General features: G+C 71.6%; 17 protein-coding genes. 8 read left to right on the top strand and 9 right to left on the bottom strand.

Features of this window, described 5'->3' with window-relative positions; translation table 11 throughout:
• Window positions 1–83: 83 nt before the first annotated feature.
• A complete protein-coding gene (gene ppk2, locus ACIQU3_RS29370; RefSeq protein WP_403928522.1) occupies window positions 84–887 on the bottom strand; it encodes a polyphosphate kinase 2 in 804 nt (267 codons plus the stop codon).
• A gap of 256 nt (window positions 888–1,143) precedes the next feature.
• Between ppk2 and ACIQU3_RS29375 the strand changes: the two genes are divergently transcribed.
• Window positions 1,144–2,169: a 6-phosphofructokinase gene (locus ACIQU3_RS29375; protein WP_403737450.1), complete on the top strand. Its 1,026-nt coding sequence runs from the start codon at window positions 1,144–1,146 to the stop codon at window positions 2,167–2,169.
• A 94-nt stretch (window positions 2,170–2,263) separates the two neighbouring features.
• On the opposite strand, the gene ACIQU3_RS29380 is transcribed toward ACIQU3_RS29375, so the two are convergent.
• A complete protein-coding gene (locus tag ACIQU3_RS29380; RefSeq protein WP_403737453.1) occupies window positions 2,264–3,154 on the bottom strand; it encodes a universal stress protein in 891 nt (296 codons plus the stop codon).
• A gap of 159 nt (window positions 3,155–3,313) precedes the next feature.
• Window positions 3,314–4,315, bottom strand: coding sequence for a DUF389 domain-containing protein (locus ACIQU3_RS29385; protein ID WP_403928525.1), 1,002 nt, complete (start codon window positions 4,313–4,315; stop codon window positions 3,314–3,316).
• A gap of 216 nt (window positions 4,316–4,531) precedes the next feature.
• Between ACIQU3_RS29385 and ACIQU3_RS29390 the strand changes: the two genes are divergently transcribed.
• Window positions 4,532–4,933, top strand: a complete 402-nt coding sequence (locus ACIQU3_RS29390) for a hypothetical protein (RefSeq protein ID WP_403737459.1) — start codon at window positions 4,532–4,534, stop codon at window positions 4,931–4,933.
• Between the two features lie 29 nt (window positions 4,934–4,962).
• On the opposite strand, the gene ACIQU3_RS29395 is transcribed toward ACIQU3_RS29390, so the two are convergent.
• Both ACIQU3_RS29395 and ACIQU3_RS29400 read right to left on the bottom strand, forming a co-directional pair.
• The gene (locus tag ACIQU3_RS29395; protein WP_403928528.1) at window positions 4,963–6,054 is read right to left on the bottom strand and encodes a DUF5937 family protein; all 1,092 of its coding nucleotides are present in this window, start codon (window positions 6,052–6,054) and stop codon (window positions 4,963–4,965) included.
• A 20-nt stretch (window positions 6,055–6,074) separates the two neighbouring features.
• Window positions 6,075–7,649, bottom strand: a complete 1,575-nt coding sequence (locus tag ACIQU3_RS29400; protein ID WP_403928531.1) for an AbgT family transporter — start codon at window positions 7,647–7,649, stop codon at window positions 6,075–6,077.
• 226 nt (window positions 7,650–7,875) lie between these two features.
• Here ACIQU3_RS29400 and ACIQU3_RS29405 point away from each other — a divergent pair, with 226 nt between their 5' ends.
• From ACIQU3_RS29405 to ACIQU3_RS29415, 3 genes are all read left to right on the top strand, one after another.
• Entirely contained in the window at window positions 7,876–9,795 is a 1,920-nt protein-coding gene (locus tag ACIQU3_RS29405) for a CocE/NonD family hydrolase (protein ID WP_403928534.1), read from the top strand.
• Between the two features lie 903 nt (window positions 9,796–10,698).
• Window positions 10,699–11,598 carry a C40 family peptidase gene (locus ACIQU3_RS29410; RefSeq protein ID WP_403928537.1) on the top strand — a complete coding sequence of 300 codons (900 nt, stop codon included), beginning with the start codon at window positions 10,699–10,701 and terminating at the stop codon, window positions 11,596–11,598.
• A gap of 88 nt (window positions 11,599–11,686) precedes the next feature.
• Window positions 11,687–11,920, top strand: a complete 234-nt coding sequence (locus ACIQU3_RS29415; protein ID WP_403928540.1) for a hypothetical protein — start codon at window positions 11,687–11,689, stop codon at window positions 11,918–11,920.
• Between the two features lie 56 nt (window positions 11,921–11,976).
• Here the strand turns inward: ACIQU3_RS29415 and ACIQU3_RS29420 are convergent, their stop codons facing one another.
• Together ACIQU3_RS29420 and ACIQU3_RS29425 are read right to left on the bottom strand one after the other, a co-directional pair.
• On the bottom strand, window positions 11,977–13,041 hold the full coding sequence (locus tag ACIQU3_RS29420) for a fatty acid desaturase family protein (protein ID WP_403737480.1): 1,065 nt from the start codon (window positions 13,039–13,041) through the stop codon (window positions 11,977–11,979).
• A gap of 155 nt (window positions 13,042–13,196) precedes the next feature.
• Window positions 13,197–14,720: an alpha/beta fold hydrolase gene (locus ACIQU3_RS29425; RefSeq protein WP_403928543.1), complete on the bottom strand. Its 1,524-nt coding sequence runs from the start codon at window positions 14,718–14,720 to the stop codon at window positions 13,197–13,199.
• A 143-nt stretch (window positions 14,721–14,863) separates the two neighbouring features.
• Between ACIQU3_RS29425 and ACIQU3_RS29430 the strand changes: the two genes are divergently transcribed.
• Window positions 14,864–15,787 carry a MerR family transcriptional regulator gene (locus tag ACIQU3_RS29430; RefSeq protein ID WP_403737485.1) on the top strand — a complete coding sequence of 308 codons (924 nt, stop codon included), beginning with the start codon at window positions 14,864–14,866 and terminating at the stop codon, window positions 15,785–15,787.
• Between the two features lie 76 nt (window positions 15,788–15,863).
• On the opposite strand, the gene ACIQU3_RS29435 is transcribed toward ACIQU3_RS29430, so the two are convergent.
• Together ACIQU3_RS29435 and ACIQU3_RS29440 are read right to left on the bottom strand one after the other, a co-directional pair.
• Window positions 15,864–16,667 (bottom strand): phosphatidate cytidylyltransferase, encoded by an 804-nt coding sequence (locus ACIQU3_RS29435; RefSeq protein ID WP_403737488.1) that lies wholly within the window; start codon window positions 16,665–16,667, stop codon window positions 15,864–15,866.
• A complete protein-coding gene (locus ACIQU3_RS29440; RefSeq protein ID WP_403928546.1) occupies window positions 16,664–18,421 on the bottom strand; it encodes an aminotransferase class I/II-fold pyridoxal phosphate-dependent enzyme in 1,758 nt (585 codons plus the stop codon). The genes ACIQU3_RS29435 and ACIQU3_RS29440 overlap by 4 nt, the downstream gene beginning before the upstream one ends.
• Before the next feature lie 176 nt (window positions 18,422–18,597).
• On the opposite strand from ACIQU3_RS29440, the gene ACIQU3_RS29445 reads away from it, so the two are divergent.
• A complete protein-coding gene (locus ACIQU3_RS29445) occupies window positions 18,598–19,218 on the top strand; it encodes a LysE family translocator (protein ID WP_403737499.1) in 621 nt (206 codons plus the stop codon).
• Between the two features lie 344 nt (window positions 19,219–19,562).
• Window positions 19,563–21,047: an alpha/beta hydrolase gene (locus ACIQU3_RS29450; protein WP_403928549.1), complete on the top strand. Its 1,485-nt coding sequence runs from the start codon at window positions 19,563–19,565 to the stop codon at window positions 21,045–21,047.
• Window positions 21,048–21,067 lie beyond the last annotated feature (20 nt).

The raw sequence follows: 21,067 nt of genomic DNA on the forward strand, positions 1-21,067 counted from the left end.
GATCCCCCACGGAGGCCATATTTGACCCGTACGAGTGAACGTGGGGCATCCGGCGTGCATGCCGGGCCGCCGGTCCGGGACGATCACAGCCCCGCGGCGTGGTCGGGAACGTAGGTCTGCAGATCGCGCGGCGGGCGCTGATAGCCGGTCGAGGGCGGTCGGTCGGGCAGCTCCAGCACCGGCGGGGGCACCTCGTGGTAGGGCACGGATCCCAGCAGATGGGCGATCATGTTCAGCCGGGCGCGGCGCTTGTCGTCGCTCTCGACGACGTACCACGGCGCCTCGGCGACATCGGTGTGCACCTGCATCTCGTCCTTGGCGCGCGAGTACGCCTCCCAGCGGGTGATCGACTCCAGGTCCATCGGTGACAGCTTCCAGTGGCGCAGCGGGTCCTCCAGGCGCTTGCGGAAGCGCTCCTGCTGCTCGGTGTCGCTGACCGAGAACCAGTACTTGCGCAGCAGGATGCCGTCCTCCACGAGCATCCGCTCGAAGATCGGGCACTGGCGGAGGAAGAGCTGGTACTCCTCCTTGGCGCAGAACCCCATCACGTGCTCGACGCCGGCCCGGTTGTACCAGGACCGGTCGAACAGCACGATCTCCCCGGCGGCCGGCAGGTGCTCGACGTACCGCTGGAAATACCACTGGGTGCGTTCGCGCTCGGTGGGCTTGGGCAGCGCCACGATCCGGGCGATGCGCGGATTGAGGTGCTCGGTGACCCGCTTGATGGTCCCGCCCTTGCCGGCTGCGTCACGCCCCTCGAACACGATGACCAGACGGGCTCCTTCCGCCCGCACCCACTCCTGGAGCTTCACCAACTCCGTCTGCAGACGCAGCAGTTCCTTCTCGTACACCTTGCGCGGCAGCTTCGCCGACTTGCTGTCCGTCATGCCGTCTCCCGCTCCGGGATTCCTCGGGACGCCGTGCAGGCACCGTACTGGCGCGCGGGCACGCCCGCACGACGGACGACGGGGTCGCCCGTGGGACGGGCCGGTCGAGGTCCGGGTCGGCGTCCTTCGAGTGGCCACCGCGGACGGAAGCGAGGGAGGCTGTAAGCGAGGCGGCGGTTCCTGCCTCCCGGCTGCGTGCCACGGTTGTCACGAGGTCCGCCGTCGGACGGAGTGTGCGGCGAACGGGAGAGGGCCCATGAAGGTGGGAGTGCTGACCGGTGGCGGTGACTGTCCCGGCCTCAACGCCGTGATCCGCAGTGTCGTCCGCAAGGGCGTCCAGGAGTACTCGTTCGACTTCGTCGGCGTGCGCGACGGCTGGCTGGGTCTGCTCAAGAACGATGTCGTCCCCCTGGACATCGCCGGCGTGCGCGGGATCCTCCCCCGGGGCGGGACCATCCTCGGGTCGTCCCGTACGAACCCGTTCAAGCACGAGAACGGCCTGGAACGTGTACGCGAGACCCTCGCCGCGCACGAGGTGGACGCGCTCGTCGTCATCGGCGGGGAGGACACCCTGGGGGCGGCCACGGAACTCAGCCGCCGGGGGATCAACCTGGTCGGCGTGCCCAAGACCATCGACAACGACGTCACCGGGACCGACTACACCTTCGGCTTCGACACCGCCGTGGGTATCGCGACCGAGGCCATCGACCGCCTCCACACCACCGCCGAATCCCACATGCGAGCCCTGGTCGTGGAAGTGATGGGGCGCCACTCCGGCTGGATCGCCCTGCACGCCGGCGTCGCGGGCGGCGCCAACGTGATCCTCATCCCGGAGCGGCCCTTCGACATCGAACAGGTCTGTGAACAGGTGAAGAGCCGGTTCCAGATCAACTACGCCCCGATCGTCGTCGTGGCCGAGGGAGCCGTCCCCAAGGAAGGGCAGATGATCCTCAAGGACCAGTCGGTGGACGAGTTCGGACACGTACGGCTGTCCGGCATCGGCGAATGGCTGGCCCAGGAGATCTCGGCACGCACCGAGAAGGACGCCCGCACCACCGTGCTCGGGCACATCCAGCGCGGTGGTACTCCGAGTGCCTTCGACCGGTGGCTGGCCACCCGCTTCGGGCTGCACGCGATCGAGGCCGTGAAGGACGGGGACTTCGGCTGCATGGTCGCCCTCGACGGCACCCGCATCGTCCGCCTGCCGCTGGCGGCCGCCACGGCGGAGAACAAGCTGGTGGATCCGTCGCTGTACGACGAGTTCGAGGTCTTCTTCGGCTGAGCCGTCATGCGCCGCGCGGTACGACCGCGACCGGTCATGCGCCGCGCGGTACGACCGCGACCGGTCATGCGCCGCGCGGTACGACCGCGACCGGTCATGCGCCGTGCGGTACGACCGCGACCGGGCAGCGGGCATGGTGCAGCACGGCATGCGTGACGGGACCCAGCCGGCCCTCGGCTGCCCCGGGGTCGGTGCGGCGCCCCACGACGAGCAGGTCCGCGTCCCGGGAGGCGTTCACGAGGGCCTCCGCGGCATGGAGCAGCATGAGATCGGTCGCTACCCTCACACGCGGATACTTCTCCTGCCACGGCCGCAGTGCGTCGGAGAGCCCCAGAACCTCCTGGTCCTCCCAGGTGGCACGGTCCTCCTCGGTCACCACGAAGGTGCGGGGGGAGACGGATTCGGCGGGTAGGGCCCAGGCCTGCACCACGTGCAGGCCTGCCGTGCGGGCGTCGGCGCTCCGGAAGGCGAAGTCCGCCGCTTCGCCGGACGGCCGGTGGGCATCGAAGCCCAGCACGATGCGGCCGGTGTCGCGCGGCGGAGCCGTACCGTCGGCAAAGGTGCCGGCCGGGAGCGGGACGACCACGACGGGGCAAGAGGCCGCAGCCGCCACCCGCAAGGCGACCGAGCCGACCACCAGATCCCGGAAACCGCCCGTGCCGCGTGACCCCACGACGAGCAGGCCGGCCGCGCGTGCCGCGCCGAGGAGAGCGAGGACAGGAGGCTCGTCCGCCTGCTCGCCCTCCACGTCGAGGTCCGGATGGCGGGCGGTGAGGCGTTCTGCCGTCCGCTGGACCAGCCGGGCGCCCATCGCGTGCAGGCGTTCCAGCGCCGGGCCCGCCGCGGTGGGCGGCCCGGCGAGCTCCGGGGACACATGCAGCAGCCGCAGCGCGGTGCCGCGCCGAGCCGCCTCCCGCGCCGCCCAGTCGGCCGCCGCCGCCGCGCACTCGGATCCGTCGATGCCCGCCAGAACAGGGGGACGCATCCAGGCCTCCTTCGTCCGGACCGCACATCGAGGGCGCCGTGTCTCCTCGTCTCCACTGTTCCATGCCGGGACCGCTCCGGCGCCCGGGCCGGACAGGGGAGCGGACACCCGTGCGTGAGGCACCCGGCGAGCCCCGCTGCCCGGGTGCGGGGCGGTCGGTCAGTCACCGACCGTTCCGGCGTCGATGCGCCGGCCACGCGAGGCGTCCACCACGACGGGGATGCCGTCCGGGATCCGTCCCTCGAGCCGGTCGAGCAGGGACCGCACCGGCGGCAGTTCCTCCGGAGTGCGCACGTGGATGTACATCGTTCTGGCCTTCGTGTCGACACTCGTGACGTCCGCGCCCGGCTCGTCGGCGAGCCACTGCTGCGCCGCGTCCTTGGTCCGGCTGGTCCACACGTTGAGCAGCAGCGTGAGCGCGGTGTTGGCCGTCAGGGGCACGAGCACGACGACGAAGAGCAGGCCCATCGCCGCGTACGCGCTGCGTGCCGGACGGCCGGCCGCCGCGTCGGCCTGTGTGGCGTAACCGAGCGACGCGAAGACGACCATGCCCGCGAAGACCAGGGCGAAGAGGTTCGACACGAACAGGGCCAGTGCGCCCAGCGCCAGCCACCCCGACAGCTTCCCCAGGCACACTCCGACCACCACCAGGGGCGGGACGAGGGAGATGGCGATCGCGACTCCGGGCAGCACGGCGGCGACGTCCCGCCGGGCCAGCGCCACCGCACCGGCCAAGCCGGTGGCCAGGGCGGCGATCAGGTCCATCAGTCCCGGCGACGTACGGGACGAGATCTGCCTGTTGGACAGCAGGTCGTAGTCACCGGGCAGAGCCAGCGACATGACCATCCCGACCGCGATCACCAGAAGGCATGCGAGAAGGACGATCAGGACCGAACCGGTGCGACGGCGCTGCACCGAGCCGAGGGCGATGCCCATGATCGGTGTGGAGAGCGGCGCGATGATCATGGCGCCGATCACCGTCGCCGTCGAGTCGGTGAGCACTCCACCGGCCGCGATGACCGACGACAGCGCCAGCATGGTCCAGAAGGCCGAGCGCTTGGACATGGTGTCCCCGGACGACAGATCGAGATCCTGGGTCAGTTCGTCCAGCGAGCGGCGCTGGGAGACCGGCAGAACGTGCGCGCGAAGCTTGCTGATCATGTCCTCAAACAATCACGCCCAGCACGCCCCTCACGGGCAGGACACGTGCACGAGGCACCGCGGGGCGGGAGGCGGCCGGCCTCATGAACCTCACCCGTCACGGGTGAGCACCGGGCGCGGGCCGCCCCCCATGATCGGAAGGGCAGTACGACTCGCTGTACGGCGCGGAAGCTCTACGACGCGGAAGCTGCACGACGCGGAAGTGAGGAAGCGGACATGACAACAACTGCCCATCATCGCTCGCGGGGGTCCGAGGCGGCCGCCGGAGGGCTGGTGACGTTCGCCGCCGTCCTGCTGTTCGTCGCAGGCATCCTGGACCTCTTCCGGGGCATCATGGCCATCGCCGACGACGACGTCTACGTCTCCACACCCAACTACATCTTCAAGTTCGACCTGACCAGCTGGGGCTGGATCCAGCTGGTGCTCGGCGTGATCGCGCTGGGCGTGAGCGCCGGCCTCTTCTCGCGCGCGCTGTGGGCCAGGGTGGTCGGCGTCGCCATCGCCGGACTGCTCATCGTCGCCAACTTCCTGTCGATCCCGTACTACCCCGTGTGGTCCCTCGTCCTGATCGCCCTGTACGCCTTCGTCATCTGGGCGCTGTGCGTCGTACGCGAATGACGTGGGGCAGTGACACCGGCCGGAACGGCTCAGCGTGCCACGGTCGCCAGTACGTCGTGCCCGAGCCGGCGGATGACATCGGTGGCGAGCCGGTGACGCACCAGCTTCCCTTCCCGGGTCGAGCGCACGAGGCCCGCATCGCGCAGGGTCCGCAGGGCGCGGGAGACCTGCGGTTCGCTGGAGCCGAGCCGGGCGGCGAGCTCCGAGGTGGTGATGGGCTCACCGAGCAGATGACGGCACAACTCCATCCGGGCGGGTGAGGTCAGCGCCATCAGCCGGTCGTGCAGATCCCGCACGGTGAGCTGACCGCCCGGGGTCGCGGCAGGCACCGGGTACTGCACCGTCACGCAGGAGGCGTGCTCGTGCTTGACCGTCAGATGCGGCCACACCCGGGCGGACGGGACGAGGACGAGGGGCCGCGGGGCGACCTTCACCTCGTCGGTCTGCAGCTTGTCCAGCCGGACACGTTCCCCCGGCCCGACACGTACCGCGGTCGGCAGCAGCTCGCTGAGCACATCGGCGGGCGACCGCACTGCCAGCCTGCGGCGCACTTCCCGGGCGTGGTCCTCCAGGACCGGCCGCAGCCGCTGCCAGTCCCCGGCGAAGAACGCGGTGTCGGCGGCCCGCAGCACCGTCAGGAGCCGGTCCCGCAGCTCCAGCGGGGCCGCCACCAGCTGGCGCGCCAGTTCCCCGCGGGCGTACGAGCGGCGCAGACAGCGGCGCGTGTAGTCCTCGGCAGCGGAGGTTCCGGCCCGTAGCTCGCGGGCGGGCGGTACGGGCAGCGCCGTGGTTCCGAGCACTCCGGGGGCCACCAGTTCCAGGAATGCGTCGGCCGGCAGCGTCGCGATCGCGGCCAGTTCCTCGTCCAGGTCCGCCGTGAGCGGCAGGGTGCGAGGGAAGAACAGGCGGCAGCGGAAGCGGGCCCACAGCGGGGTGAAGAAGAGAAGCTCGTCGTGCAGACCCGGGTCCGCCGAGGTGACGCGGGCCGCCCAGTCGGCGGCCTCCGGGTGGTGCTCGGGTTCGGCGAGCACGTGCAGGCCGGCCATCAGCTCCGACAACGCGGAGGACCCGGCCGCGATGTCCGCGGGGCCGAGTCCCCCGAGGTCGAGGACGATGCTCACGCTGTCACCGTACGGCGGAACTACCGCACCGGCGCCCCCGGGCCGAGCGGAATGCCCAGCAGGTACCAGACGAAGAACAACAGAACCCAGACCGCCAGCATGACCATGGCGAGGGGCAGGGTGAAGGAGATCAGAGTGCCGATGCCCGCTGTGCGGCGCAGTGTCTGCAGGTAGCCGACACACAGCATGAACGAAGTGCTCATCGGGGTGATGGAGTTCGTGCAGGAGTCGGCGATGCGGTAGAGCGCCATGGTCGTGGCCGGGTTGGTGCCGAGCAGCATCAGCATGGGCACCAGCGCGGGCGCCACCAGCGTCCACAGGGCGGAGCCGGACGTGATGAGCAGGTTCATCAGCGCGACCACGACGATCAGCAGCGTGAACAGCAGCAGCGTCGGCGCCCCGAGCCCTCTGAGGAAGTCGGCGCCCTCGACCGCGACGACCGTGGCGATGTTGGTCCACTTGAACAGGGCGAGGAACTGGGACACGGCGAAGAAGAGCACCAGCAGGGGCGCGATGGAGCGCACGCCGTCCGCCATGAACTCCGGTATCGCGCGGCTCCCCTTGATCCGTCCGGTGAGCATCCCGTAGACGGTGCCGACGAGCAGGAAGAAGACGGTGAGGAAGACGGCGATGGCGTTCATGAAGGTGGACTCCACGATGGCTCCGCCCTCGCCGCGGAGCGGCGACGACTGCGGCAGCATCGCCAGCACGATCAACGCCGCGTAGCCGAGCACAGCCACACCGGTCAGCTTCAGCGCCCTGCGCTCGGTGGCGTCGTCGGTTCTGATCACGACGACCTCACCGGCCGCGGCCGCCTCCAGTTCCGCGTCCGGGACCAGACGGTGCTCGCGTTTGGCGAGGATCCGGTCCACGACCAGGGCGATGGTGCCGGCCAGCACGAACGCCGAGACGGTGGTGAAGTACATGTTGTCCGTCGCACGGACCACCACGTCCCTGTCGACGAGTTGCGCGGCCTCCGTTGCCACCGAGGCGAACAGCGCGTCCCCCGGGGCGATCAGCGGGTTGGCGTCACCCGCGGCGTTGATGGAGACGAACGCGACGATCATGCCGAGCATGGGGGAGCGGCCCACGGCACGGAAGGCCACGGCCCCGAGCGGAATGAGCACCACATAGGCGGAGTCCGACAGGAACTTCCCCAGCACACCGCCCAGCGCCACCCCCAGGACGACCGAGCGCGGGGAGAGCCCCGACAGCATGCGGCGGGCAAGCGCCTCGAAGAGCCCCGAGCGCTCGGCGACCGCGACGCCGAGCATCACCATCAGCACGACGCCGAGCGGACCGAACGTGACGAAGGATTCCTCGGCGCCGGTGACCAGGTCCCGCACGGCGTCCGCCGACAGGGCGCTGCGCACGCCCACCGGATCACCCGAGGACGGATCCTCGACCCGCAGTCCGGACACGTGCAACGCCCAGCTGAGGACGGCGACGCCCGCGCACAGGATCCAGAACAGCCAGAACGGATGCGGCAGGGCGTTCCCCGCCCGCTCCACCAGGTCGAGAAGCCGGGAACCGCGCCCCTCCTCGCCGGGCTCGGGGCCCTGCACCTCCTGGGTGCGGTGGACGGGTGTGCTCATGGCGGCCTCCTGTGAGGGCGGGGGAGGGAACGTACGGGGGGAAAGACAAGGGAAGGCAGGGGGCTGGGAAGACAAGAAGGGCGGAAAGGTGGAAAGCGGGACGGGGAGTCCTGCTTGCGCTGCACAGTAGGTCCCCCGCACGTTCCCGTCACCGTCCGGAGCGACAGTTGACCTCATGACGTCAAGTGATCGCCCCTGAGCGCCGCGCCTGTCTAGCGTCCTGGACGTGACCTCGTACGACATGCCCCAGGACACCGCCGCTCGCGCCGAACGGCCGGAGCCCCTCCAGGACGGCGCCCTGTGGCGTCGTACCCTGCGCGTCCCCATGCGGGACGGGATCGGCCTCGCAGCCGACCTGTACTCGGCCTCACCCACGCCGGAGGCCACCGCGCTCCCGGTGCTCCTTGAACGCACCCCCTACGGCAGGCGCGCCCAGCGAGGCTCGGACCAGGACCGCTCCGGCGCTCCGCTCCCGCGTCCGGAGGACATCGCCCGCCACTTCACCGACGCCGGCTACCACGTGGTACGGCAGGACTGCCGGGGGCGCGGCGATTCCGGGGGAACGTTCGTGAAGTACCTGCGGGAGGGCCCGGACGGCGCCGACACCATCGACTGGCTCAGGCGCCGGCCTTGGTGCGACGGCAGGGTGGTGATGACCGGTGTCTCCTACTCGGCGCACTGCCAGTCCGCCGCGGCAGCCGAGGGGCCCGACGGCCTGGCGGCCATGTTCCAGGACTCGGGCGGCCTCTCCTGCGCCTATGACGCGGGGCTGCGGATGGGGGGTGCCTTCGAGCTGAAGCAGGTGACCTGGGCGTTGCGCCAGGCGCTGCGCAGTCCGGAGGCGGCGGCGGACCCGGTGCTGTCCTCGGCGCTGCTGCGGGTGGACGTGACAGGCTGGTTCGGCGCGATGCCGTGGCGCCCCGGCTGCACACCCCTGCGGCATCTGCCCGCGTACGAGGACTATCTCCTGGAACAGTGGCGCCAGGACGCCTTCGGCGACTACTACCGCACCCCGGCGATATACGGCCGAGGCTTCTACCACCGCTTCCCGGACGCGCCCAGCCTGCATCTGGGCAGCTGGTACGACCCCTACGTCCGCTCCACGATCGAGAACTTCACCGCTCTGCGCGAGCAGAAGACGGCACCCTCGTACCTGGTCATGGGCCCCTGGACACACGGCCACCGCTGCGAGACGCACGCGGGGGACGTGGACTTCGGCCCGATGGCGAGCCTCGACGGCAACCTGGCGCCCTCGTACCTGGAATTCCGCCGCCGCTGGTTCGACCGCGCCCTGGGCCGGGAGACGAAGCCCGGGGACGCTCCGCCGGCCGTGCGGTACTTCCTCATGGGCGGAGGTGACGGCAGACGGAACGCGGCGGGCAGGATGCGCCACGGCGGCGCATGGCGGGCTGACACGCACTGGCCGCCGGCGTCGACCGCCCCGGTAACCCTCTACCTCACCACCGACGGTGTCCTGTCCACCAGCCCACCCACCGCACCCGACGCCTCCGTGACCTACGACTTCGATCCACGCAGCCCGGTCCCCACCATGGGAGGCCAAGTCACCTCCGGTGAACCGGTGATGTCGGGCGGCGCCTACGACCAGAACGCCCCGGACGCCCGGGTCCACGGTGCCGGGGAGCCCTACCTCCCGCTGGACTCCCGCCCGGACGTGATCAGTCTGACCACGCCACCACTGGAGCGGGACGTGGTCCTCGCCGGCCCGGTCTCGGCAACGCTGCACATCTCCACCTCGGCACCGGACACCGACTTCACCATCAAGCTGATCGACCTCCACCCGCCCAACGCGGACTATCCGCACGGCTTCGCGATGAACCTCACGGACGGCATCGTGCGCTGCCGGTTCCATCGCTCCCGGGAGCACCCGGAGTTGCTCACGCCGGGTGAGGTGTACGAGATCGAAGTGACGGCCCCCGACACGGCCAACCTCTTCGCGGCGGGACACCGCATCCGCCTGGACGTCTCCTCCAGCAACTTCCCCCGCTTCGACGTCAACACCAACACGGGCGAGCCGGAGGCGACGGCCCGCCGCACGGCCGTAGCCGCGAACACGGTCCACATGGACGCACGGCACCCGTCCCACCTGAACATCTGGCTGGAAGGCGGACCATCCGCCCTCCGGTGAGTGAGGTCGGCGCCGACCGTCACCGGTTGCCGCAACGCCCCGATGGTGAAGTGACGTTGACGGCCTTCGGCGGGTGCTGATGGTGCAACCGGGCATCACACACGGGCCCCGAGACGGGTGCGGATGCTCTCGGTTGTGCGGTGGGAGGGGTGAAAGTCACAGCGGCATAGAGGGCAATTCGCAACTTCGATCTTCACGGAAGACTCACAAGTTGGTTAAGTTGGTTACCGCGTGCACGACTTCTGCCGATGGACAGGTGGATTTCGTGCGCTCTTGGACGGAAGGAGTGCCTTTCCATGGCGCTGGAACGAACCCCGCTCCCCGGAGTGACCGACTTGGCTGGTGCCCGCGTTGGCGAGTGAGAGCGAGGGGCCGAGCCCCGAGGAGGTCCGGCGGCGGATCGACCGACTCTACGACCGCGCCGAGAGCGACACAGGCACCTTCAACGCGACCCGTGCCGCTTCGATCCCGCGTCAGCGGGACGCGGCCGTCCGAGGCCGGTCCGAGGACGACATGGAGCCGGCGGTCGGAAGCCTCGCCCGTCAGTGGTTCGACGCCGCCCGCGCCAAACTGGGCCCGTCCGTGCCGGCATGGCACGCGCAGCGCAAGGCGCCGGCCCGGCCCGACAGCGCGCCCCGGGAAACACGACCCGCGCGCCCCGCGGAACGTCCTGCGGAACTCCGCGCCCTCGAAGCGCCCCGGGCGTCCACCGGTGGTGCGCGGGAGCTGACCGCCGGATCAGCCCCGGCACCGGCCACTGACCTCCTCCCGGAGCTTCCCGGCCCGCGTGGCGCACAGCCTGCGGCAGGCGAGACCCTTCCGGACGCAGGCGCCCCGAAGGGCGGTGCACCGTCGGCCTTCGGGCGCGACATGGCGCCGTGGTCACCGTATGAGCCCGCGCCAGTGCCCGTACCGGCAGCGCCCGCACCCGCATCCCCGCCTGCCCTGGAGTCCGGCCCGCAGACCATGGCGGCCCTGTCGGCTGTCCCGGCCCTCGCGGCGGGCGCTCGCCCGATGGACCTGCCGACGGGCGGGACGGAGACGTACGGTGCCGATCGGGCGACCGGTGCCACCGCGTCGTATGCCGCCCCTGGGTCACTCGATCCCACCGCGCCGTACGCCACGCCTGCGTCGCTCGATCCCACCGCGCCGTACGCCGCCCCTGCGTCGCTCGATCCCACCGCGTACCACAGCTCCGGTCCGCCAGCCGAAGCAACCGCCCCGTACCGTGACTTCGGCCTCCTGGACATCCCGGCGCCTGCGCTTGCGTCTCCCGCCCTGGCGGGGGTGGCCACCGAGCCGGTCACCGCATCCGCCCCCGTGGCACTGACGGCTGACCCTGCCCCGTCGGACCCGGACCCCCTCGCGGCGTACCGGCCTCCCTCCCTCACCCACACGCCGGGCGACTACGCCGGCTCCTGGCCGATGCCGGCCGGCGGCCACAGCACCCAGGCCGAGCGGGTCATCGTCTTCGCTCGCGCTCAGATCGGTCGGCCCTGCGTGTGGGGCGCGGTCGGACCGGGCTCGTACGACGCCTCCGGTCTCACACAGGCCGCGTGGAAGGCTGTCGGTGTCATGCTCCCCCGGAGCACCCAGGCCCAGTGGGGGGCCGGAGCGCAGGTCTCCCTCGCTGATGTCCAGGTCGGAGACCTGGTCTTCTTCCACGACGACCTCAGCCACGTCGGCATCTGGAGCGGCGACGGCATGATGATCCACGCCCCGGGACCCGGAGCGCTCATCCGTGAGGAGTCGGTGTTCTTCGCCGGCCAGTCGGCGATCAAGGGCGCGATCCGCCCGGTGTGACAGCCGGCCCCGGCCGGCGACGGATCCGAGGAGAAGTGAGGAGAGAGGTTCCGCCGTGTCCCTGAGGATTCAGGGCACTTGAGGGCTCATGACACTGCCCGAACCGCTGAAGAACGCCCTGTTCGTCGTGCTGGCCTACACCCTCATCGTGTTGCTGCTGCGCTACCGGGGAGACGGCATGGACTGGGACCGGGCACTGTTCTTCGGTCTCCTCGTCACCCCTCTGGCCTTCCTGCTGTCATGGGGCCGGGACCGGCTCATGGGCAAGGCGCAGAGGGCGGGCGAACGGGCGCGGGCCCGTCGCCGGGGTGAGGCGGAGTGACACCGGGAGTCGAACGCACCCCCTGGTGTCTCCTGCCCTGCGGCCGGGAAGCCGGGTCAGCCCACGGCCGGAGCGCGCAGCGGCTCGCCGACGCTCCTGAGGTGGCGCAGCGCCTCCCGGTGTGAGGCGATCAGTCCGGTCCGGTGGTAAGGGACGCCCAACTCCGCGCAGTACCGCTCGGTGATGACCTGGGCCCTGGCGAGTGCGGGAGTCGGCATGCTGGGGAAGAGGTGATGCTCGATCTGGTAGTTGAGTCCGCCCATGAAGGCGTCGATCAGTGCGCCGCCCCGAACGTTGCGTGAGGTGAGGACCTGGCGGCGCAGGAAGTCCAGCGAGGTCCCCTCTTCGACCATCGGCATCCCTTTGTGGTTGGGCGCGAACACCGAACCGAGGTAGATCCCGAACAGGCCCTGGTGGACAGCGAGGAAGAGGAGCGCCTTGGCGGGGGAGAGGACGGTGAACAGTCCGCCGAAGTAGACCACGAAATGCGCCACCAACAGCGTGCCTTCCAGCACCGGCCTTTTCATCGACGGACTTCTCAGGGCCCGGAAGCTGCTGAAACTCAGGTTCAGCCCTTCCAGGGTCAGCAGCGGGAAGAAGAGGACGGCTTGGTGTTTTCCGATCAAACGCGGCAAACCCCGGGCGGTGCAGGCCTGCCGACGCGACCAGACCAGAATGTCCGGTGAGACGTCCGGGTCCTTTCCCTCGTGGTTGGGGTTCGCGTGATGCCGGGTGTGCTTGTTCATCCACCACCCGTAGCTCATGCCCAGCAACAGGTCGGCGACCAGCAGGCCCCCCGCCTCACTGGGCCGCCGACCGGAGAAGACCTGCCGGTGAGCGAGGTCGTGGGCGGCCAGGCCGAGCTGTCCGAAGACCACGGCCAGGGCGACGGCGACGAACAGCTGGCCCCAGCTGTCCCCCAGCGCGATGAACGCGCCGACGCACCCGGCGAGCGCGAGGGCGACCAGTCCGAAACGGACCGTGTAATACACAGGGCGGCGCCGGAGAAGCCCGGCCTCGGCTATGCGCCGCGACAATTCAGCGAAATCGCTCCCCTTGTTCTTCCTGTGCCGTTCTCCGCGCGTGGGCGGGCCTGCCGGAAGCGCCAGTGAATTGGTCATGGGCTCAGTATCGAAGTCATTCATCGACGGCAGAATGGTGTCCACCCCCTGCGTGAGGTGGTGCCAGCGCCACCACGGTTGCGGGGGGAAGACCGCAGCAAGCCAAGCGATCGCCGTCCGTCAGCGCGCTGAGCCCGTCGCTGTGGCCGGGGGAGTCACCTGGTCAGATGGGTGACCACGGAGCGCATCGCCCGGCGCATGGCCGGGAGTGTCTCCTCCGGGGGGTCGATCGCCTCGAACCCGTGGCGGCCGGTGGGGACATCGACCAGTTCGAGTCGCGCTGCAGAGTCGTCGGCCGCGGTCACGAACGCGTCGACGGTCGCGGCGATCTCGGCTGACTCCCGCCCGGCACGAAGGAGGACGACGGGCAGTGACCCCGCCTGCCGGACCGCCCTGGCAGGGTGGAAGCGGCTGCCCGCCAGGCCCCACGCGGGAAGGGGAGCCAGGACGGGATAGGAGGCGGCCAGACAGCGCAGCCAGGCGGGCGGCTGTGCCAGCCAGTCCGTGGTGAGGGGCCCGCTGCCGGAGAAGAACCACAGGGCGACCCGGTCGGCGTCCACCCGCGGGTCGGACCGCACCCTTTCCACCCCGTCGGCGATGTCCGCGGCGGCTCGGTCGTAGTCCGCGACGTCATGGAGCCGGTGCTCAAGGCTCGCGCCGACCACGCCCTGGGCGGCGGCCCACCGGGCGTATCCCACCAGGGTCGGCCACTCACGCGGGCGAGGCTGCGCCCCGGCCGGCACCGGCCCGCCGTGCACGAACACCACAGCGGGGCGTGGGCCCTCGCCCTCAGGGACGTACAGATCGACCGGACCCTGACGGTCGCGAGGCAGCTCGGGGACGTCCACGGGGAACGGGCGCAGGTGGGCGGGCGCCGACGTCCCACCGCCGGCCGGCCGCAGGCGGTGCCCCTCACCGGCGGCGGCCTGCAGCAGCACGTCCGCCAGGGCGGCAGGACAGGACAGCATCGGCCAGTGCCCGGTGGGCAACTCGAAGAAGGTGACCTGAGGTTGCGTCAGGGCGGCCAGTGCGGGGTCGCCGAAGTCGACGAGCCTCTGCACCATGTCGATGCCGACACCGTTGCGCGCGCACAGCACGCCGGTGACGGGAACCGCCGCCACCGCTCCGGTCAGCCGCAAGGGCTGCGTCAGGGTGCCCAGCGGTTGTGGGACCGCCAGCGCGGTCAGCCGCTCCAGGTCCGCCTCGCCGACGCCGTCGGTACTGCCCCAGCGTTCCCATTCCTCACGGCGGGCCGGTGGCGCCAGTACACCCTCACGCTCGCCTGCCTCGGCGCGTTCGGCGAGCTGTGCGCGCAGCACTTGGTCCGGTACGGCGGCCAGCGCGGGAACACCGTTCTGCGGCATCCCGCTGTCCAGGTGGACGACCCGCGCGATGCGCTCCGCACGCCGGTCGGCGGCGCCGAGCGCCGGGTGGATCCCGTAGTCGTGACCGACGAGCACGATCCGCCGCCCGGCAGCGTCCACCGCGTCGATCGTCGCGAGCACGTCCTCGATGTGCGTCTCCAGAGCGACGGGCGACGCGGTCGCGGGCCGGTCCGGGTCCATGCCCGTCAACGGCACCGCGTGTGCGGTGCCTCCCGCCGCGACCAGCCGAGCGGCGGTCTCCTGCCAGACATGGGTCCCGGTGAACGCACCCGCCACCATGATGAACACGTGCACAAAGTCCTCCCTGGACCGGGATTGTGACGCCGCGCCGGTCGCGTACGTCATCGTCCGCGGACCACGGCGTCTGCCCGGCCCGCGCACCGGTACCGTAGGAACTCCCCTAAAGGGAGGTTCAACTGTCCGCTACGCACGAGCTGTTGTGGAGCATCGGGGAGCTCGCCGAGCGCGCCGGTGCCACCGTGAAGACCGTCCGCTTCTACTCCGACCAGGGCCTGCTCCCTGAAGCCGCCCGCAGCAGCGGCGGTCACCGCCGCTACGGCCCACCGGCCCTGGAACGCCTGCAGCTGATCCGCTCCCTGCGCACCCTCGACCTGCCCCTGCCCGAGATACGCCGCGTCCTGGAGGACGAAGAGGCAGCCGGCCGTGCACTGGAGAGCGCCCTCGACAGCCGTCTGAGCGAACTCGGCAGCGAGCTGAAGGCCCTGCGCTGGCGCGAGGCGGCCCTCCACCTGGTGCGCGAGTGCCCGCCGGGTCAGCGCGCCGGCCGGCTGAGGCTGCTCGGCGCGCTGAACACCCCGCCGAGCACCGCACCACTGGCCAGGTTCTGGCGCGCCTGGCTGCCACCACGCATGCCACGCCGGGCGGTCGCGGCATTCCTGGAAGCGGCCGTCCCCCAGCCGCCGGACGAACCGCACCCCTCCCAAGTACTGGCCTTCGCCCGGCTGCACGCGATGACGACGGCCCCCTGCCCGGCCGGCCGGCAACCCCAACCGGACGTGCACCGCGCGGCGGGCGCCGACGGCGCCGTCCTGCTGTACGCGGGCCTCACCGAAGCCTTCGAACTCGCAGCCCCCCACGTGCGCCGGGCACGCGCCCCGCAACCGGGCGAGGCCCTGGACGCCTACGTCGCGGCGTATGCGAGCGCGTACCGCAGCCGCGACACCCACGAGTTCCGCCGCTCGCTGGCCGCCCGTCTCGCGGCCGAAGCGCGCCTGGACCAGTACTGGGAACTCGCCGCCCTCGTCCTGACCCCGCCGGGCAGCCGCCCCCGGCCGACCCCGGGCTCCGCGGACGACTGGCTGCGCGCGGCACTTCGGCTGGACAACGCCGAAGCGGCGTGAATCCGGGAAACCACAGGGCAGCAGCCCGGATCCGGTCCGCGGCGGACGCACGGCCCAGTCCGCACGCGCCGGCCGCTCACCCCAGAACCACGACCACCGCCAACGCCCCCACGAGTGAGTCGATCCGGTCCAGCAGCCCCCCGGCCCCCGCGAGCCACCGGCCCGAGTCCTTGGCCCCGGCGCCGCGTTTGACCAGCGACTCCACCAAGTCGCCCACCGGCCCGCCGACGGCCACCGCGGCCGCCGCAGGCCAGCTCCACGCCGACAGCAGCGCGAGGACGGCCAGACCCGCCGCCGCGCCGCACAGCGCTCCGCTCCACCGCTTGGCCGGGGACAGCGGCGACAGCCGGGGCCCGCCCAGGCGAGGTCCGGCGAAGTACGCCACCACGTCAGCGATCGACACCGCTGCGAACAGCGCCAGGCCGAGCGTCCCCAGCTGCGCCAGCCCGGCCAGCACACCCAGCCACACCAAGCCGAGCAGACAGGTGCCGAGCCGCCGCAAGCCGTCCTCGGCATCGCCGCCCAGCAGCGGGACGGCGACCAGCGCGAAGGCCCCGACAGCACCCACCCGCCAGAGCTGGTCCGGCATCGCCACGGCGGCGACGATCAACCCCGTCACAGCTGCGGCGAGCACCGCCCGGTCGCCCCGGGGCAGCCGGGTCAGGGCGCCGAACTCCCACACCGCCACCACCGCGACAGCCGCGGCGAGCAGGGCGATCCCGGGCCGCCCCCACCAGAACGCGACCGTCACCACCGGCACACCCACCGCCCACGCACACCACCGGACGACCAGCTCCCGTCGCCGCGAAGCCCCCACCAGCACACCACTCGCCAGCAACGCACCGCCCAGCCACGGCGCCAGCGCGGCCACCGAGGTCACCGTGCCGCCCCGGCATCCGACAAAGCAGAGGAAGCCGTCCGCAGTTCACCGAGGGCGGCCCGGTAGGCGTGCACGATGCGGGAGTTCTCGACGGCGTCACGGACGGCCACGCGCACGGTGCGGCCCTCGTACGACGACGACAACGGCGACAGGTCCCGCAGGAACACACCGTGACGCCGGCACTCCGCGACCAGGGACGCGGCGCTGGGCCCGCCCCGCGGCAGGGTCAGCGTCAGGAAGTTGGCCACCGACTCCTCGACCGCGACCGAGACGTCCACAGCGGCCAGGCCGGCGCCGAGCCCACGCCGGAGCTCGTGCGTACGCCGCAGCACGCCGGTGTAGTACGCCGGGTCGCGCAAGGCCGCCACGGCCGCGAGTTGAGCGGGCAGCCCGACCGCCCAGGGCGGGGTCCACCGGCGCAGCTCCGCAGCCGTCTCCGCCTCGGCGACCAGGTACGCGGCCCGCACGCCGGACAGGGCATACGTCTTCGACATCGAGGTGCAGACCACCACGCGCGGGTCCCCCGCGGCGAACGGCGCGAGCGACTCGGCGGAATCGACGTAGCCGAGGTACGCCTCGTCGATCCACCATCGGGTCCGGGCCGGTGCCGCGCTGATGACCGCGCGCAGCTCCGCGGCCGGTGCGTGACGGCCGGTCGGATTGTTCGGGTTGACCACGACCACCAGGTCGTACGACCCACCGGCCACCACCGCCGACAATCGGGCCGGGTCGATGCGCCAGTCCTCCTCGCGCCGCAGCCGGAACCGGTCCACACGGCAGCCGATCACCCCTTCCGTGACGTGGGCGTACTCGCCGTACCCCGGGTCCAGCAGCAGGACCCGGCTCGCCGGAGTCAGCCACCGGCCGAAGGCCCGGAAGATCAGGTCGGAGGAGCCGGCGCCGACCGCCAGCGTCTCCGGGGGCAGGCCGCGGACCGCCGCGAGCTCCGCCAGCAAACCCTCCGCGCCGGTCGGCGGTGAGGTGCGGGCGACCCACCCTGCGTCCTCGGCGAGCACCGCGCGTGCCCCGGGGGCCGGTGGGAACCAGGCGTCGAGCACATCGGCCGCGACCACTTCGTGACGCCGCGCCAGCGTGCGGAAGTCCGTGCCGATCGCGGTGAACGAGGCCCCACCGTGCTCGCAGCCGTCCGGCCGGGCCGCGAACGGCACGTCCAGCCGCCAGTCCACCCCGGCCGCCAGCCGGGCCACGGTCGTCGCGTGCCGCCCCGCCGCGTTCCGCGACAGCTCCGCCACGTCCCCGGTGAGCACCTCGAAATCGACCGCCCCGCTGCGGACGGTACGGCCGACGGGACGCAGACCGGCCGCCCGGTACATGCCGATCAGATCGGCGCGGCCCATCGCCACCACCCGCCGCCCGCCCCGGGACGCGATCCAGCGCAGCGCCGCGTACATCAGGAGCGCGCCCGCGGCTCCGTTCCGGGCGCCGGGTTCGACGGTGAGCAGGCGGACCTCGAAGACGCCGGCCTCGTCGAGGAGCGGCAGCTCCGCGCGGGTCAGATACTTGTCCAGCCCGTAGCGGCCGACCCACGGGGGCGTGACGCTCACGAACCCGCGGGGCTCCGCACCCCGCGCCGCGACCAGGTAGGTGTTGTCGCCGTCCAGACCGTCGACCAGCCGGCCTTCCGCATTGGGCGCGTGCTGGCCCAACTCCTCCGCGTAGACGCGGTGCCGCAGTTCATGAATCCAGGACATGTCGCCGGCAGTGGCGGAACGCAGGCTGAGCGCGCGGGCCATCGCAACCTCTTCGTAGGGAGACCAGGGCGGTCCAGTGTGGCTACGAGCAGCCTGTGGGAGGAGGGGCGGACAGCTCGGACGGTCTGAGTACGCGTACTCAGGCGCTCGCACTCCCCGGGGACACCACTTCCACGGAGGGGATCCGGCCGCAGGCGACGGAATGTGAGACTCAAGGCATGCTCATTCAATTCCTCACGGCGGCCGGCGTGCTCGCCGTGCTGACCATGGTGCCCGGGCCGGACATGGCCGTCGTGACGAAGCGGGCGGTCGCTTCCGGCTGGCAGGACGGGCTGCGGACGGCCGGAGGCATCACCGCGGGGCTGCTGATCTGGGGCCTTCTCACGGTCGTCGGCCTCGCCGCGGTACTGGCCGCCTCAGCCACCGGCTACACGGTGATCAAACTCGCGGGGGCCGCCTATCTGGTCCTCCTCGGCGTCCAGGCGCTGCAGAACAGCCGACGCCCCCGGGCGCGGGCCCATGACGTCCTCCCCGACGCCCCCGCGGGCAACCCCTGGCGGACCGGCCTCGTCACCAACGTCCTCAACCCCAAGATCGCTGTCTTCTACACCGGTCTGCTCCCCACGCTGACCCCGACGGGGCTCTCCCCGCACACCGGCATGGCACTGCTGGTCCTCATCCACGCGGCGTTGACCGCCGTATGGCTCGGCGGCTACGTGATGCTGCTGGCCAAGGCGCGCGTCTTCTTCCAGAAGCCCGCCGTGCGCCGGGCCATGGACCGCGTCACGGGCGTCGTCCTGATCGGGTTCGGGCTGAAGGTCGCGACGACGCACCCTTGACCAGCGACGTCGATCCGGCCCCCACGGGGATCGCCGGTCCGGGCCCGGGAGCGTGACTCAGGCCCGGCGAACGCATCCTCCGGACACTCAGGAGGAGACGTCCTTCACGGCGGACCCCACCCGGTCCGGGCACGCGGCCGAATCCGCCGATGCGGCGCAGCCGGCGCGAGTGTGACCCCGCGCGCCGCTCGCCCCGCCCCTGAGCCGTCCCGGACCTGCCCCGGAGAAGACCCTGACCGGGCCTCCGCACGGGCGACGGGGCATCTACCGTGAACGACGGTGCCCCGGCCGGGTCCGCACGTACGACACGAGCACTCTCTCCACGAGCTCCACGAGGAGGAGCCATGCCGTCAAGGGGCACAAAAGCGTTGCGCCGCACAGCGTTGCGCCGCACAGCCACGGTCGTGGGAGCGGCCATGGCGGTCGTCACGGGCCTCGCCGCCGCTCCCGCGGTCCATGCGCCGCCGCCCGCCACGGGCTCCCTGCGGTGGGGGCCGTGTGCGGGTTCGACGCAGCCCGGAGCCGAATGCTCCACCTTTTCGGTGCCGGTCGACTGGGCCGACCCGCGCGGGCCGAGACTCGAACTGGCCGTGGCGCGCCGCAAGGCCACCGACCCCGGCGCACGCGTCGGCTGGATGGTGTTCGGCCCGGGCGGGCCGGGCGACTCGGGTGTGACGATGGTGGTGGACCGTGTCAGCCGGTTCAGCCCCGAGGTCCGCCGCAGGTTCGACATCGTCAGCTTCGACCCGCGCGGCGTGGGCGGCAGCAACCCGGTGACCTGCTCCGCCGAGCTGCTGGCCGAGCGGCCGTCGCCGCAGCTCAAGAGCCAGGCGGACTTCGACGCCACCATGGCCTACAACAAGCAGCTCCGTGCCGACTGCCGAGCCCGCACCGGCCCGGTGTTCGACCACCTCGACACCGCTCAGACGGTCCAGGACGTGGACGCCCTCCGCGCCGCCCTCGGCGAACGGAAACTGACCTTCCACGGCAGCTCCTACGGCACGCTGCTCGGGGCGCAGTACGCAGAGACCCATCCGCGTCGCGTGCGCGCGATGGTTCTGGAGAGCGTCATGGACCACAGTGTCGCGGCCACCCATGACTTCCTGCGGGCCGAGGCGGCTTCGGCTGAGGACTCCTTCCAGGAGTTCGTGCAGTGGTGCGACCGCACCGCTGACTGCGCACTGCACGGCCGCGACGTACGCACCGTCTGGCGGGGACTGCTGGACCGAGCCCGGCAAGGCGAGTTGGAGGACCCGGCGAGCCCGGGCAGAGCGCTGTCGTCGCCGGATCTGGTCAACAAGATCGCCTTCCGGAAGTTCTACGAGGCCGACTACGCGGGCCTCGCCACGGTGATCGCCACGATGCACGCGAGCGAGCCCGTGCCCGCCACGCCCACCTCGCCGGCGCCACTGCCTCCGGCCACCCCGGTCTTCTGCTCGGACTGGCACCTGCCGGTGCGCGACTTCAAGACGTACGCATCGCTCGTCGCCATGATGCACAAGACCGCACCCGACCTGCCCTATCTGCTGCCGGTGCACATGGTGGCGGCGTGTCTGGGCGCGCCGACCGCCAACCCGCAGCACCGCCTGGACGCACACGGAGCCCCACCGATTCTGGTGTCCAACGCGCTGCACGACCCCGCCACCGGCCATCCGTGGGCCGTCTCGGTGGCGCGGCAGCTCGGCCGCAGCGGCGTGCTCCTCACCTATGAGGGGCACGGCCACGGCAGCGTCACCAGCGGCCCGTGCATGCAGGACGCCGTGGACGGCTACCTCACCGACCTGACCGTCCCACCACGAGGCACCAGCTGCCCCGCCCGGCGGCCGTGACACGGGCACCGTGGCTCCGG

Origin of the sequence: Streptomyces sp. NPDC101110 (assembly GCF_044759525.1) — a bacterium.
In the GTDB taxonomy this organism is placed as follows: Bacteria; Actinomycetota; Actinomycetes; order Streptomycetales; family Streptomycetaceae; genus Streptomyces.

What these genes read in the sequence shown, in the direction of transcription:
- ppk2 (WP_403928522.1), bottom strand. Translation starts at nt 887, where the DNA reads ATGACGGACAGCAAGTCGGCGAAGCTGCCGCGCAAGGTGTACGAGAAG.
- ACIQU3_RS29375 (WP_403737450.1), top strand. Translation starts at nt 1,144, where the DNA reads ATGAAGGTGGGAGTGCTGACCGGTGGCGGTGACTGTCCCGGCCTCAAC.
- ACIQU3_RS29380 (WP_403737453.1), bottom strand. Translation starts at nt 3,154, where the DNA reads ATGCGTCCCCCTGTTCTGGCGGGCATCGACGGATCCGAGTGCGCGGCG.
- ACIQU3_RS29385 (WP_403928525.1), bottom strand. Translation starts at nt 4,315, where the DNA reads ATGATCAGCAAGCTTCGCGCGCACGTTCTGCCGGTCTCCCAGCGCCGC.
- ACIQU3_RS29390 (WP_403737459.1), top strand. Translation starts at nt 4,532, where the DNA reads ATGACAACAACTGCCCATCATCGCTCGCGGGGGTCCGAGGCGGCCGCC.
- ACIQU3_RS29400 (WP_403928531.1), bottom strand. Translation starts at nt 7,649, where the DNA reads ATGAGCACACCCGTCCACCGCACCCAGGAGGTGCAGGGCCCCGAGCCC.
- ACIQU3_RS29415 (WP_403928540.1), top strand. Translation starts at nt 11,687, where the DNA reads ATGACACTGCCCGAACCGCTGAAGAACGCCCTGTTCGTCGTGCTGGCC.
- ACIQU3_RS29420 (WP_403737480.1), bottom strand. Translation starts at nt 13,041, where the DNA reads ATGACCAATTCACTGGCGCTTCCGGCAGGCCCGCCCACGCGCGGAGAA.
- ACIQU3_RS29440 (WP_403928546.1), bottom strand. Translation starts at nt 18,421, where the DNA reads ATGGCCCGCGCGCTCAGCCTGCGTTCCGCCACTGCCGGCGACATGTCC.
- ACIQU3_RS29445 (WP_403737499.1), top strand. Translation starts at nt 18,598, where the DNA reads ATGCTCATTCAATTCCTCACGGCGGCCGGCGTGCTCGCCGTGCTGACC.
- ACIQU3_RS29450 (WP_403928549.1), top strand. Translation starts at nt 19,563, where the DNA reads ATGCCGTCAAGGGGCACAAAAGCGTTGCGCCGCACAGCGTTGCGCCGC.